The sequence below is a fragment of the Micromonospora sp. NPDC050980 genome (assembly GCF_040653835.1).
Classification (GTDB): Bacteria; Actinomycetota; Actinomycetes; order Mycobacteriales; family Micromonosporaceae; genus Micromonospora.
In genome coordinates, this window is record NZ_JBFAGS010000001.1 from 473,822 (window position 1) to 485,790 (window position 11,969).

At 74.0% G+C, this 11,969-nt stretch carries 13 protein-coding genes; 5 read left to right on the plus strand and 8 right to left on the minus strand.

The features are described from left to right. Window positions 1-710: 710 nt before the first annotated feature. Entirely contained in the window at window positions 711-914 is a 204-nt protein-coding gene (locus AB0H28_RS02290; protein ID WP_358032958.1) for a MerR family DNA-binding protein, read from the minus strand. A gap of 10 nt (window positions 915-924) precedes the next feature. Between AB0H28_RS02290 and AB0H28_RS02295 the strand changes: the two genes are divergently transcribed. Then, the gene (locus AB0H28_RS02295; RefSeq protein ID WP_358032960.1) at window positions 925-1,278 is read left to right on the plus strand and encodes a hypothetical protein; all 354 of its coding nucleotides are present in this window, start codon (window positions 925-927) and stop codon (window positions 1,276-1,278) included. On the opposite strand, the gene hemB is transcribed toward AB0H28_RS02295, so the two are convergent. Genes hemB through AB0H28_RS02320 form a run of 5 tightly spaced genes read right to left on the minus strand, consistent with a single transcriptional unit; the run spans window position 1,223 to window position 6,887 of the window. Continuing rightward, window positions 1,223-2,206, minus strand: coding sequence for a porphobilinogen synthase (hemB, locus tag AB0H28_RS02300; protein ID WP_358032963.1), 984 nt, complete (start codon window positions 2,204-2,206; stop codon window positions 1,223-1,225). The genes AB0H28_RS02295 and hemB overlap by 56 nt on opposite strands. 13 nt (window positions 2,207-2,219) lie before the next feature. Further along, a complete protein-coding gene (locus tag AB0H28_RS02305; protein WP_358032966.1) occupies window positions 2,220-3,800 on the minus strand; it encodes a uroporphyrinogen-III synthase in 1,581 nt (526 codons plus the stop codon). Next, complete coding sequence (gene hemC, locus AB0H28_RS02310) at window positions 3,797-4,765, minus strand: hydroxymethylbilane synthase (RefSeq protein ID WP_358032969.1); 969 nt, start codon at window positions 4,763-4,765, stop codon at window positions 3,797-3,799. Before hemC ends, AB0H28_RS02305 begins: the two co-directional genes overlap by 4 nt. After that, entirely contained in the window at window positions 4,762-6,135 is a 1,374-nt protein-coding gene (locus AB0H28_RS02315) for a glutamyl-tRNA reductase (protein ID WP_358032971.1), read from the minus strand. The genes hemC and AB0H28_RS02315 overlap by 4 nt, the downstream gene beginning before the upstream one ends. Then, complete coding sequence (locus AB0H28_RS02320; RefSeq protein ID WP_358032973.1) at window positions 6,132-6,887, minus strand: redox-sensing transcriptional repressor Rex; 756 nt, start codon at window positions 6,885-6,887, stop codon at window positions 6,132-6,134. The genes AB0H28_RS02315 and AB0H28_RS02320 overlap by 4 nt, the downstream gene beginning before the upstream one ends. Before the next feature lie 391 nt (window positions 6,888-7,278). Between AB0H28_RS02320 and AB0H28_RS02325 the strand changes: the two genes are divergently transcribed. Together AB0H28_RS02325 and AB0H28_RS02330 are read left to right on the plus strand one after the other, a co-directional pair. Continuing rightward, window positions 7,279-8,568, plus strand: a complete 1,290-nt coding sequence (locus AB0H28_RS02325) for a sensor histidine kinase (protein ID WP_358032975.1) — start codon at window positions 7,279-7,281, stop codon at window positions 8,566-8,568. Between the two features lie 83 nt (window positions 8,569-8,651). Further along, the gene (locus AB0H28_RS02330) at window positions 8,652-9,308 is read left to right on the plus strand and encodes a response regulator transcription factor (protein ID WP_358033827.1); all 657 of its coding nucleotides are present in this window, start codon (window positions 8,652-8,654) and stop codon (window positions 9,306-9,308) included. Between the two features lie 113 nt (window positions 9,309-9,421). On the opposite strand, the gene AB0H28_RS02335 is transcribed toward AB0H28_RS02330, so the two are convergent. Together AB0H28_RS02335 and AB0H28_RS02340 are read right to left on the minus strand one after the other, a co-directional pair. Continuing rightward, complete coding sequence (locus AB0H28_RS02335; RefSeq protein ID WP_358033830.1) at window positions 9,422-10,060, minus strand: HAD hydrolase-like protein; 639 nt, start codon at window positions 10,058-10,060, stop codon at window positions 9,422-9,424. Between the two features lie 22 nt (window positions 10,061-10,082). Continuing rightward, a complete protein-coding gene (locus AB0H28_RS02340) occupies window positions 10,083-10,337 on the minus strand; it encodes a glutaredoxin family protein (protein ID WP_358032978.1) in 255 nt (84 codons plus the stop codon). A gap of 493 nt (window positions 10,338-10,830) precedes the next feature. On the opposite strand from AB0H28_RS02340, the gene AB0H28_RS02345 reads away from it, so the two are divergent. Together AB0H28_RS02345 and AB0H28_RS02350 are read left to right on the plus strand one after the other, a co-directional pair. Continuing rightward, window positions 10,831-10,968 (plus strand): hypothetical protein, encoded by a 138-nt coding sequence (locus tag AB0H28_RS02345; RefSeq protein WP_358032980.1) that lies wholly within the window; start codon window positions 10,831-10,833, stop codon window positions 10,966-10,968. Next, window positions 10,965-11,936 carry an ECF subfamily RNA polymerase sigma factor, BldN family gene (locus tag AB0H28_RS02350; protein WP_358032982.1) on the plus strand — a complete coding sequence of 324 codons (972 nt, stop codon included), beginning with the start codon at window positions 10,965-10,967 and terminating at the stop codon, window positions 11,934-11,936. The genes AB0H28_RS02345 and AB0H28_RS02350 overlap by 4 nt, the downstream gene beginning before the upstream one ends. Window positions 11,937-11,969 lie beyond the last annotated feature (33 nt).

Here is an 11,969-nt window from a genome sequence, read left to right on the forward strand (position 1 = left end):
GTCGCGGTAGAACGTCTCCGGCGGTCGGGCCAGGCCGTAGATGTCGGCCCACCACTCCCCCGGCTGGGGGTCGGTGACGACGTCGAGGTGGGACGGGTATCGCCGCTCCGCGCCGTCGGCGCGGCGTCGTCGTTGGTGCTGGTCATCCCGTCACGCTCGCGTCTGCCCGGCAGACCGGCAACCCCCCGCCTCCCGGCTGTGGAAAACCCGGCATACGTCGGGGTCGGCTGGGGCCGCCGCACCGGCTGCACCAATCAGAACGACCACGCAGCGTCATCCTTACCGTGCGTAACGCCGCTCGCTTTCACACCCCTCGCCGGTCGCGCACATAGACCTGCTAAACGGGCAAATGCCCCGCAGCGGCGGGGGCGGCGACGACACCCGTTGCCGCCTTTGCTCTGCAGCCATCGAAGTAGCGTTCACAGAACGTGGCTGCTGCGTCCGTGGCCGCAGAGCAAAGGCAACGAGGGGCATGGGTTGTCGAGGGCGGAAATGTGACGCTCCGCTACGAAGGGCGTCCGCCAAGGGCTCGCCGGAGGCGGGACGGCGTGGCATCGGAGCCGGCACGCCGGGCGGCGGGCAAAGGGCAAAGGGCGGCGGTCGGAGGGCGGCGGGCCGAGCGCTGAGGCGGGACGGAGGGCAGGTTCGCGCCGACCGTCCGCGACATCTCGTACGCCGCGCAGGAGGGGCGAGTCCGGACGGCCTCGGAGTCACAGGTCGCAGAGGCGGCGACCGGAGCGGATGTCGTCCAAGGCGGTGTGCAGCTCGGCGATGCGCCGTTCCGCTTCGGCGGTGAGCCGGTCGTGCAGTCGTTGCCAGTCGGCCGGGCCCGGGCCCGGCGGCAGGGCGGCGAGCAGATCCCGAATCTCACCGACGCTCAGGCCGATCCGCTGCGCCACCCGGGCGACCCGCACCCGGCATGCCGTGTCTGGGCCGAACCGCCGCTGGTTGCCGCTGGTGCGGGTGGCCTCGATGAGGTTCGTCTCCTACGGCGCCGGCTCCGGCGGGATCCGCGCGGTCGAGCAGCTACGGCTGGTCTACGCCGAACTGCACGCCACCACCACCCGCAGCGGCGTGGTGCTCAGCATGCCGTGGGAACGCCTCGACCGGCAGGGCCGGCTGGTCGCCGACGAACCGCTGGGCCGGGCCGCCGACGCGACACTCGACGAGCTGAGCTGGTGGGCGAGGCGCTGCGCAGCGCACGACGCCGCCGGCCGTACGGTCAGTAGCGCTCGCGGAGCATCTGGGCCGCCTCGACCGCCCAGTAGGTCAGGATGATCTGGGCGCCGGCCCGGCGGATCGAGGTGAGCGTCTCCAGCATCGTCCGCTCCCGGTCGATCCAGCCGTTCGCGGCGGCGGCCTCGACAGTCGCGTACTCCCCCGAGACCTGGTAGGCGGCGACCGGGACGTCGACCGCGGCCCGGACCGCCGACACCACGTCGAGATAGGGCAGCGCCGGCTTGACCATCACCATGTCGGCGCCCTCGGCCACGTCCAGCTCGACCTCGCGCAGCGACTCCCGCAGGTTGGCCGGGTCCTGCTGGTAGGCCCGCCGGTCGCCGTCCAGCGCCGACTCCACCGCGTCCCGGAACGGGCCGAAGAACGCGGAGGCGTACTTGGCGGCGTACGCGAGCACCGAGACGTCCTGGTGCCCGGCGGCGTCCAGCGCCCTGCGGACCACACCGACCTGGCCGTCCATCATCCCGGACGGCCCGACCACGTGGACCCCGGCGGCGGCCTGGGCCAGCGCCATCTCGGCGTACGCGGCGAGCGTGGCGTCGTTGTCCACGCCGCCGTCCGGGGTGAGCAGGCCGCAGTGCCCGTGCGAGGTGAACTCGTCCAGGCAGAGGTCGCTCATCACCACTGTCGAGTCACCGACCTCGGCGATCACGTCCCGGATGGCCACGTTGAGGATACCGGCCGGGTCGAGGCCGCCGGAGCCGCTCTCGTCCCGCGTGGCCGGCACCCCGAAGAGCATGATCCCGCCGACCCCGGCCTGGACCGCCTCGACGGCCGCCTTACGCAGCGAGTCCCGGGAGTGCTGGAACACCCCCGGGAGCGACGCGACGGCCCGCGGCTCGGTCAGCCCCTCCTTGACGAACATCGGCACGACCAACTCGGCCGGCGCGACGCGGGTCTCGGAGACCAGCCGACGCACGGCCGCGTTGCGGCGCAACCGGCGGGGCCGGATCTCGGGGTACGGCATCGTGCGCCTCCTGTCAGCGGAACCTCAGGGCGGTCGGGCCCTGCACCTTCGAACCGCGGCGCTGCTTCACCGGCATGGCGGCGAGCTTCTCGCGCAGCTCGACGGCGTAGGCGGCGAGCGCCTCCACCAGGTCGGGCACCGAGGCGTGCGGCGGCTGCACGTCGACCCGCAGGCCGAACTCCGTCGCGGTCTCCGCCGTCTTGGGCCCGATAACCGCAACAACGGTACGCGCGTGCGGCTTCCCGGCGATGCCGACCAGGTTCCGGACCGTGGAGGACGAGGTGAACAGCACCGCGTCGAACCCGCCCGACTTGATCGCGTCGCGGATCTCGGCCGGCGGCGGCGCCGCCCGCACCGTCCGGTATGCGGTCACGTCGTCGACCTCCCAGCCCCGCTCGGTGAGGCCGGCGGCAAGCGTCTCGGTGGCGATGTCGGCGCGGGGCAGCAGCACCCGGCCGACCGGGTCGAGGATCTCGTCGTGCGGCGAGAACTCGGCCAGCAGTCCCTCGGAGGACTGCTCCCCGGTGGGGACCAACTCCGGCTGGATGCCGAACGCGCGGACCGCCTCCGCGGTCGCCTCGCCGATACACGCGATCTTGACACCACCGAAGTGCCGGGCGTCCAGGCCGTGCTCGGCGAACTTTTCCCACACCGCCCGGACCGCGTTCACCGAGGTGAAGATCACCCAGGCGTACCTGCCGTCGACCAGGCCCTTGACCGCCCGCTCCATCTGGGCCGGGGTACGCGGCGGCTCGACCGCGATCGTCGGCACCTCGCACGGGATCGCCCCGTACGCGCGCAGCCGCGCACTCATCGCGCCGGCCTGCTCCTTGGTGCGGGGCACCAGCACCTTCCAGCCGTACAGCGGGCGGTTCTCCCACCAGCTCAGCTTGTCGCGGTCGGCGACGCCCGCGCCGACGGTGAGCACGACGCGGCCGGTGAAGCCGAGCGCCGCCGCGACGAAGGAGTCCACGCTCGACGTGGTGGTGTACTGCGTCTCGCCGGTGCCGTCGCCGGTCACCCCGACGCCGGTGGCGCCGTCGACGCCGGCGGCCAGCAGCCCGTCCCGGACCGCGGCCAGGTCGCCGGCGTCCACCGCGAGCGCCAGCGACCCCCGGTTCACGGCCGCGGCGAGCGCCTCGAAGTCCAGCGTGGTGACGTCCTCGACGTCGGCGGCGGTGCGGACGCCCGGCAGCGGGACGCCCGCGTACGTGGCGACACCCTCGGCCTGTCCGACGCCCGGCACCACCTCGAAGTGCGCGGCGGTGCGCGCCACCGCCTGCACCTCCTTGACCACCGAGTCGTGGCCGAACGGGTCCCCGGCCACCAGGTGCACCGCGTTCTGGCCGGAGCGGGCCGCGGAGATCAGCACCTTCGCCACGTCTCCGGGCACGCCCTCGGCGGGGCTGAACTCGGCGTCGGACCTGGCCTGGGCACGGACGTGGGTGAGCAGCGACTCGGGGACTCCCCGGTCGTATACCACGTGGTCGGCCTCGACCAGGGCGTCGAGCGCCCGGCGGGTCAGCAGGCCCGGGTCGCCGGGGCCGGCCCCGACGAAAGCGATCCGGCCTACGGGCTTACGGGTGCGGGTCATTCTGTGCTCCCAAGTTGCTGGGTCCCCGGGCCGGCGTGTCCGTCTAGGCCGAGGATCGAGTCGGCGCCGAGTTCGAGGAGTTCGGCGGCGAGTGCCTTGCCGATCTCCGCCGCGTCGGCGGGCGTTCCGGTGCGGGACAGTCGGAGGTCACGGGAACCGTCCGGGCTGATCACCGCACCGCGCAGGTATATCTCCTCACCGGCATCACCCTCGGCGAGTTCGCCGTAGGCGGCCACCGGTGCGCTGCACCCGGCCTCCAGGGTGGCCAGCAGCGCCCGTTCCGCGGTGACCGCGGCCCGGGACGGTGCGTGATCGAGCCGTGCCAGCAGCTCGATCAGGTCGTGATCGTCGGCGCGGCACTCCACCGCCAGCGCGCCCTGGGCGGGCGCGGGCAGCATGAGCATCGGGTCGAGCGTCTCGGTGATGACGTCGGCGCGACCGATCCGGGTGAGCCCGGCCCGGGCCAGCACGACGGCGTCGAGGTCGGCGTCCGGGCCGAGCACCCGACCGAGCCGGGTGTCGACGTTGCCCCGGATCGGGATGACCTCGAACTGCATGCCCAGCGCGTGCAGCTGGGCGATCCGGCGCAGCGCGCCGGTGCCGATCCGCGCACCGGGCGGCAGCTCGGCGAGCGTGCGGCCCCCGGTGGCGACAAGCGCGTCCCGCGGGTCCTGCCGGGGCGGCACGGCCCCGATGTGCAGGCCGGGCGCTGCCGCGGTGGGCAGGTCCTTGTACGAGTGGACGGCGAAGTCGATCTCGCCGGCGGTCAGCGCGTCGCGCAACGCGGAGACGAACACGCCGACGCCGAGCCGGTGCACCGGGGCGGTGGAGCGGTCACCGGCGGTCACCACCTCGACCAGCTCGACCGGGCGGCCGGTGGCCGCGGTGAGGGCCTCGGCGACGTGGCCGGACTGGGCCATCGCCAGGGTGCTGCCCCGGGTGCCGAGGCGCAGGGGGGCGGTCATCGCGCACCTCCGGTGGACGGGACGTCGGCGGCGTCGAACGACGGCCGGCCGTCGGTGTCGGCGGCGACCACGTCGGGGACGGTGTCGACCGGGGACGTCTGCGGCACCTCCAGGTCGAACAGCTCGCGCAGCAGGGCCGCGTACTGGTCGCCGCCGGGTTCGGCGGCGAGCTGACGGACCCGGACGGTCGGCTGGTGCAGCAGCCGCTGCACGACCCGGTGCACGGTGCGGGCCACCTCGGCCCGCTGGTCGTCGCTGAGGTCGGGGCGGCGCTGGCCGAGGCGGCGCAGTTCGGCGGTCACCACGTCGTCGGCCCGGCCGCGCAGCGCGGCGACGGTGGGCGCCACGTCGGCCCCGCGCAGCCAGCTCAGGAACGCCTCGACCTCGTCGGCGACGATCCGGCCGACCTCGGCGGCCCCGGCCGCGGCCGGCCCGTCGGCGAGGACGGCGGCCATCCGGTCGATGTCGATCACCTCGACGCCGGGCAGCTCGGCGACGCCCGCCTCGACGTCGCGCGGCACGGCCAGGTCGAGCAGGACCAGCGGGCCCCGGTCGGCGTCCCGGCGGGCCAGTGCCCGGCTCACCACGTCGCGGGTGAGCACCGCCTCGGTGGCGGCCGTGGCGGCGACCACGATGTCCACCGTGGAGAGCGCCTCGACCAGGTCGGCCATCGGCACGGCGATCGCGCCGTACGACTCGGCGAGCCGGACAGCGCGGGCGGCGCCCCGGTTGGTGACGGTGAGCGGGCCGGCGCCCAGCCGGGACAGGGTGGCCACGCCCAGCGAGCCCATCGCCCCGGCGCCGACCACCATGGCGGGTCGCCCGGTCAGGTCGCCGTGGAGCAGGTCGGCGGCGAGGTCGAGCGCGGCGGTGACCACACTCTGCCCGGCCCGGTCGATGGTGGTCTCGGCGTGTGCGCGCTTGCCGACCCGCAGCGCCTGCTGCATCAGCTCGTGCAGCAGCCGACCGGCCGAGTCGGCGCCGCCGGCGCAGTGGTAGGCGTCACGAAGTTGGCCGAGGATCTGCGCCTCGCCGACCACCATGGAGTCGAGCCCGGCGGCGACCCGGAAGACGTGGTCGACGGCGGCGGCGTCGTAGTGCACGTAGAGGTGACCGGCGAGCGCCGACGGCGGGCGGTCGGCCTGTTCGGCCAGGACCGCGCAGATGTCACCCAGCCCACCGTGGAAACCGGAGACGGCGGCGTAGACCTCCACCCGGTTGCAGGTGGAGACGAGGACCGCCTCGGCGACGTACGGCTGGGCGACGAGCCGGTCCAGCGTGCGGGTGAGGTCCGCGGGCGGGACGGCCAGTCGTTCCAGGGCGGCGACCGGGGCGGTGCGGTAGGACGCGCCGACGACGAGGAGTTTCACGTGCCGATCGCCTCCTGGGTGTCGGGGGTCGCGAGCCCGCCGGGCAGGGCGGTGAGGGCGGTCCCGCCGGTCAGGGACGCCTTGCGGTGCTCGTGGAAGGACAGGATCTGCAACTCGATCGCGAGGTCGACCTTGCGCACGTCGACCCCCTCCGGAACCGAGAGTACGCACGGCGCGAAGTTGAGGATGCTGGTCACGCCGACGGCGACGAGCTGGTCGGCGACCGCCTGGGCGGCCGGTGCCGGGGTGGCGATGACGCCGATCGAGATCGACTCCTCGGCGACCACCCGGGGCAGCTCGTCGACGTGCCGGACCATCAGCCCGTTGATCTGCTCGCCGACCCGGGACCGGTCCGCGTCGAGGAGCGCGGCGATCCGGAACCCGCGACTGGCGAACCCGTCGTAGCCGGCCAGGGCGTGACCGAGGTTACCCACGCCGACCAGCGCGACGGCCCGGCACTGGGTGAGCCCGAGCACCGAGGAGATCTGGTCGATCAGCAGTGCCACGTCGTAGCCGACGCCCCGGGTGCCGTACGAGCCGAGGTGGGACAGGTCCTTGCGGAGCTTGGCGGAGTTGACCCCGACGGCGCTGGCCAGGCCCTCGCTGGACACGGTCTCGTGGCCGGCGTCGGCGAGCGCGTGCAGCGCGCGCAGGTATTCCGGGAGCCGGGACACGGTCGCCTCGGGCAGGTCCGGAAGCGCCGGTACGGCACCGGTGCGGCCGGGCGCGCCAGAAGGACGGTGCTGACTCATGAGACTCCGTGCGGTGCGATCCTCGACCGGCGACGGGGGCCGGCCGTTTCGGGACTCCCGCTGGCGACCGATGTTGCCGGCTGTGCTAGCAGGGCGCGTCGGAACTACAGAGTAGGCGCTTGTGAAGACGTGCACAAATCGCGATCTTGGTGCCTCGCGACGCGGCTCCACCTGCCCCTCCATTCCCACAAGATCGATCAACCGCGCTCCCTCGGCGGGCCGTGGCGATTATTGCTCAATCCAGACTTCTCTGACCAATCGCGCGCGACCGGTAGCGCTCCGTGACCGGCGGGACGAGGCGAGGCTCACGTGCCGGAGTAGGGAGAACCCCACCCGCAACAGGCCGGCGCGCGGGATGGGCCGGGCCGATCCGCGCCCATAGCCTCGGTTCATGACCGCCGCACCCGCCGCCTTCTCCCCCGTCCGGGGCCTCCTGCGTCGCCTCGCCCGCGACTCCGGCTACGTGCTCGTCAGCCTCCCGCTGGGGGTGATCGGCTTCGTGCTCGCCGTGGCGGGGATCTCACTCGCCGCCGGACTGCTGGTCACCACGCTCGGCCTGCCGGTCCTCGCCGGTGTCCTCTACGCCGCCCGCGGGCTGGCCGACCTGGAACGGCTCCGGCTCCCCGGTGTGCTCGGCCGGCCCCGGGTCCGCCCGGTCTACCTGACCCCCCGGCACGGCGCCCGGTTCTGGCGGCGGGTGTTCACCCCGATGCGCGACCCGCAGTCCTGGCTCGACCTCCTGCACGCGTTCCTCCGGCTCGTGGTGGCGTTGCCCACGTTCGTGCTGATGCTGGTGTGGTGGGCGCTGGCGCTGACCGGCACGCTCTACGGCGCGTACGACTGGGCCATCCCACGCGGCCCGGACGACCAGGACCTGAGTCAGCTCCTCGGGATGGGCGACGGGGCCGGCGCGCGGATCGCGCTGAACACCGCGATCGGGCTGTTCGCCCTGCTCACCCTGCCCCTGGTGGCCCGCGCCCTGGCCCGGATCCAGGCTGCCCTGGCATACTCCCTGCTCACCGGCGTGGCCGAGATGCGGCAGCGGATCACCACGCTGGAGGAGCAGAAACGGGCCGCCGTGTCGGCCGAGGCGTCCGCGCTGCGCCGGCTGGAGCGCGACATCCACGACGGTCCGCAGCAGCGCCTGGTGCGGCTCGCCATGGACCTCGGCCGGGCCCGCCAGCAGCTCGCCGCCGACCCGGAGGCGGCCCGGCGCACTCTGGACGAGGCGGTCGCCCAGACCCGGGAGACGCTCGACGAGCTGCGCGCCCTCTCCCGGGGCATCGCGCCGCCGATCCTGGTCGACCGGGGCCTGCCCAGCGCGCTCGCCGCGCTCGCCGCCCGGGCCCTGGTGCCGACCGAGCTGGTGGTCGACGACGAGTTGGGCACCGCCGGCGGCCGGCTCGACCCGGGTCTGGAGAGCACCGCCTACTTCGTGGTGGCCGAGGCGCTGACCAACGTGGCGAAGCACAGCCGGGCCACCGCCTGTCGCGTCGAGGTGGCCCGGAAGGTGGGCCGGCTGGAGATCACCGTCGGCGACGACGGGATCGGCGGCGCGCACCTGGCCAAGGGGCACGGGCTCAACGGCATCGCCGACCGGGTGCGGGCGGCCGGCGGCACGCTGGCGGTGGACAGTCCGGCCGGCGGGCCCACCCGGGTCCACGCCGAGCTGCCCCGGTGACGACGGCCGGAAACACGCCGTCGTTCGACGCGGGTCCGGCGGAGGCCGCGTCGTGGGACCCGGACGTGATAGACACCGGACCCATGCGGGTGGTGATCGCGGATGACGCCGTACTGCTCCGGGAGGGGCTGATCCGGCTGCTGACCGAGTCCGGGCACGAGGTGGTGGCGGCCGTCGGCGACGGGGACTCCCTGGTCGAGGCGGTGGTCGCGCACCGGCCGGACATCTCGGTGGTGGACGTGCGGATGCCGCCGTCGCACACCGACGAGGGGCTGCGCGCGGCGGTGGAGGCCCGCCGCCGGGTGCCGGGCACACCGATCCTGGTGCTGTCCCAGTACGTCGAGGTGTCCTACGCCGACGATCTGCTGGACACCGCCGGCGGCGCCGGTGGCGGCATCGGCTACCTGCTCAAGGACCGGGTGGCCGCGATCGACGAGTTTCTGGACGGCCTGGCCCGGGTGGCCGCCGGCGGCACGGTCCTCGACCCGGAGGTGATCAGCCAACTGCTGGTGCGGCGGCGGCGCGACGACCCGCTGGCGGCGCTGACCCCGCGCGAGCGCGAGGTGCTGGCGCTGATGGCCGAGGGGCGGTCCAACACCGCCATCGCCCGCCTCCTCGTGGTGAGCGACGGCGCGGTCGAGAAGCACGTGCGCAACATCTTCACCAAGCTCGACCTGCCCCCGGACGCCACCACCCACCATCGCCGGGTGCTGGCCGTCCTGGCCCACCTGCGCGCCTGACCGGCCGGCCGGCGATCTCCGGTCGTTGATCCACTCCACCTCGGGAGGTGGGGGCATCCGGATGAGCGGGACAGCGCCAGCTCGGCGAAGTGGTGTCGATCGTGGCGGGCGCCTCAGGGCAGGGCGCGGGCCAGGGCCACCGCCTCGGTCAGGGTGTCGGCCACCGGGTGACCGCTGGCCCGCAGGCGGGCCGGGTCGGAGAGCCCGCCGGTGTAGAGCACGGCGGCGCCGCCGACCGAGACGGCCGCGTCCGCGTCGTCGAGCGAGTCGCCGATCAGCACCACGTCGGCGCCGTCGAGCCCCAGCTCGGCCAGGTGCTTCTCCAGCCACTCCGCCTTCGGGCCGCCGCCGACCGCGGCGCGCAGCCCGTCCACCCGGCGGAAGTGCGCGGTCAACCCATAGGTGTGCACGGTGGGCACCAACTCGTCGTGGAACCACATGGACAGCAGCGACTGGCCGCCCGGCCAGGCGGCGATCGCGGCGGTGGCGTCGGCGGCCAGGGCGCAACTGGTCAGCCCCACCCGGTACGCGTCGTGGAAGATCCGGTCGAGCGCGCCGAACGCCTCGGCGTCGACCGCCCGGCCGAGCATCTCGGCGTAGTAGTCGGCGATCGGCCGGCGGAACCGGGCCCGGTGCTCGTCGGCGCCGACCGCCGGACCGCCGGCGCTGGCGAACGCCACGTTCGTCGCCCGCACCACCAGGTCGAGGTCGTCCAGCAGGGTCCCGTTCCAGTCCCACACCAGGTGGCGCATCCTCGTCACCCGAGCACCATAGCTAAAGCTGCGGGGTGGTCAGGTCCCGCAGCAGCCGGTCCTCCTCGACCCGCCAGTAGCCGTGCTCCTTGCCGTCGAGGAGCACCACCGGCAGCCGGTCGCCGTAGTCGCGCTCCAGCTCCACGTCGCCGGTCACGTCCCTCTCCACCCAGCGGTCACCGGTCACCGCCACCACCCGGTCGAGCGCCGCCTTCGCGTCGTCGCAGAGGTGGCAGCCGGGTCGGGTGATCAGGATGAGCCGCGGGTCAGTGGACATCGGTACCTCCGTGCGGATCTCGGTCGACGGCGGTCGGGCACGTGCACCGGGCCAGGTTACGCGCGCGGTGAGCGGACAGCGGACAGTTCCGCGACCGGCAGCCGCGTCCGCCGGGACCACGCCCGAGCGCCGACGGGTCCGCCGCACGGGACCGCGAATGACGTAGCGTGGGATTCCCGAAGATGGGATCTGGCCCTCCCCCGGTCGACGGACGAGCCGCCGAACCCGGGCGCCCGGATCGCTGCCGCGACACGCCCGGCGAAAAGAAAATCGGGTCCTACCTGGACTTATATTCCCGCCCAGGTTGCCGCGGGAAAGTCAACCACGGGCGACGGACAACCGGTCCGCCGACGGTTTCCCCGGACGGGAAATACTTCCGCCCTGTGTAACGGACTTGCCACGCGCGGGTGACGTTGGGCCTATCATCACTCGGGTCGGCTCACCCCATTTGCCGTGAGTCGACACCCCTCAGCCCGAGGAGGCCCCCGTGCCCGTGAGCGCATTGGACCAGCACCTCAAGGGGATCTGCCGCCCGCCGGCACGTCCCGGACCGGCCGTGCCCGACCGGGTCGTACCCGGCCACGCGGTGCCGGCGCGGTCGCTGTCCACCTGGATCGGGGAGGCACGGTGACCACCTTCGGTTACGCAGACCGTCCGGCCGGACTCACCGGCCCGACCCAGCGGAACCCCCTCAACGAGCGCGCCGACCCGGCCCCCCGCGTCGACGGCCTGCTCGCCGCGCGCAGCGAGGCGGCCCGGCGCACGCGCAGCCGCACGCACCACGGCAACGAGGCGCCGCTGCGCCCGGCGCTGCCCGGCAACAATGCCAAGCCCGCCGGCGGCCGGCTCGGCGCGCCGCTTAGGCCCGGCCCGCCGCCGCAGGTCCGCCGGGGCGAGGCGGCGACCAGCGCCGAGCCGTCCGCCGCCGAGACCGCCGTGCTGCCCGCGGTGACCGCCGGTGACACCGCCGTGCTGCCGGCCGTCCCGGCCGCCGCGACGGCCACCGGCTTCCCCAGCCGCCCCGACCCCTCCGACCCGGCCACCGAGGTGTGGGCGCTCGTCGAACGGGCGCAGGCCGGCGAGGCCGAGGCGTTCGGCCTGATCTACGACCGGTACGTCGACACCGTCTTCCGGTTCGTCTACTTCCGGGTCGGCAACCGCCAACTCGCCGAGGACCTCACCTCCGACACGTTCCTGCGGGCGCTCAAGCGGATCGGCAGCTTCACCTGGCAGGGCCGCGACCTGGGCGCCTGGTTGGTCACGATCGCCCGCAACCTGGTCGCCGACCACTTCAAGTCCGGCCGCTACCGGCTGGAGGTGACCACCGGCGACGTCCTCGACGCCGACCGGGAGGACCGCGGCCCGGAAGGCAGCCCGGAAGCTGCGGTGGTCGAGCACATCACAAACGTCGCACTGCTCACCGCCGTGAAGCAACTCAACCCGGAGCAGCAGGAATGCATCGTGCTCCGGTTCCTCCAGGGCTTCTCGGTGGCCGAGACGGCCCGCGCCATGGGCAAGAACGAGGGTGCCATCAAGGCCCTGCAGTACCGGGCGGTCCGGGCCCTGGCCCGGCTGCTGCCCGACGGCTTCCACGGCTGACCCGGCCCGACCCGTCCGCACCACCGGCGCAGG

Coding starts and splice junctions, on each gene's coding strand:
- hemB (WP_358032963.1), bottom strand. CDS start 2,206: ATGCCGTACCCCGAGATCCGGCCCCGCCGGTTGCGCCGCAACGCGGCC.
- AB0H28_RS02305 (WP_358032966.1), bottom strand. CDS start 3,800: ATGACCCGCACCCGTAAGCCCGTAGGCCGGATCGCTTTCGTCGGGGCC.
- hemC (WP_358032969.1), bottom strand. CDS start 4,765: ATGACCGCCCCCCTGCGCCTCGGCACCCGGGGCAGCACCCTGGCGATG.
- AB0H28_RS02320 (WP_358032973.1), bottom strand. CDS start 6,887: ATGAGTCAGCACCGTCCTTCTGGCGCGCCCGGCCGCACCGGTGCCGTA.
- AB0H28_RS02325 (WP_358032975.1), top strand. CDS start 7,279: ATGACCGCCGCACCCGCCGCCTTCTCCCCCGTCCGGGGCCTCCTGCGT.
- AB0H28_RS02330 (WP_358033827.1), top strand. CDS start 8,652: ATGCGGGTGGTGATCGCGGATGACGCCGTACTGCTCCGGGAGGGGCTG.
- AB0H28_RS02335 (WP_358033830.1), bottom strand. CDS start 10,060: ATGCGCCACCTGGTGTGGGACTGGAACGGGACCCTGCTGGACGACCTC.
- AB0H28_RS02340 (WP_358032978.1), bottom strand. CDS start 10,337: ATGTCCACTGACCCGCGGCTCATCCTGATCACCCGACCCGGCTGCCAC.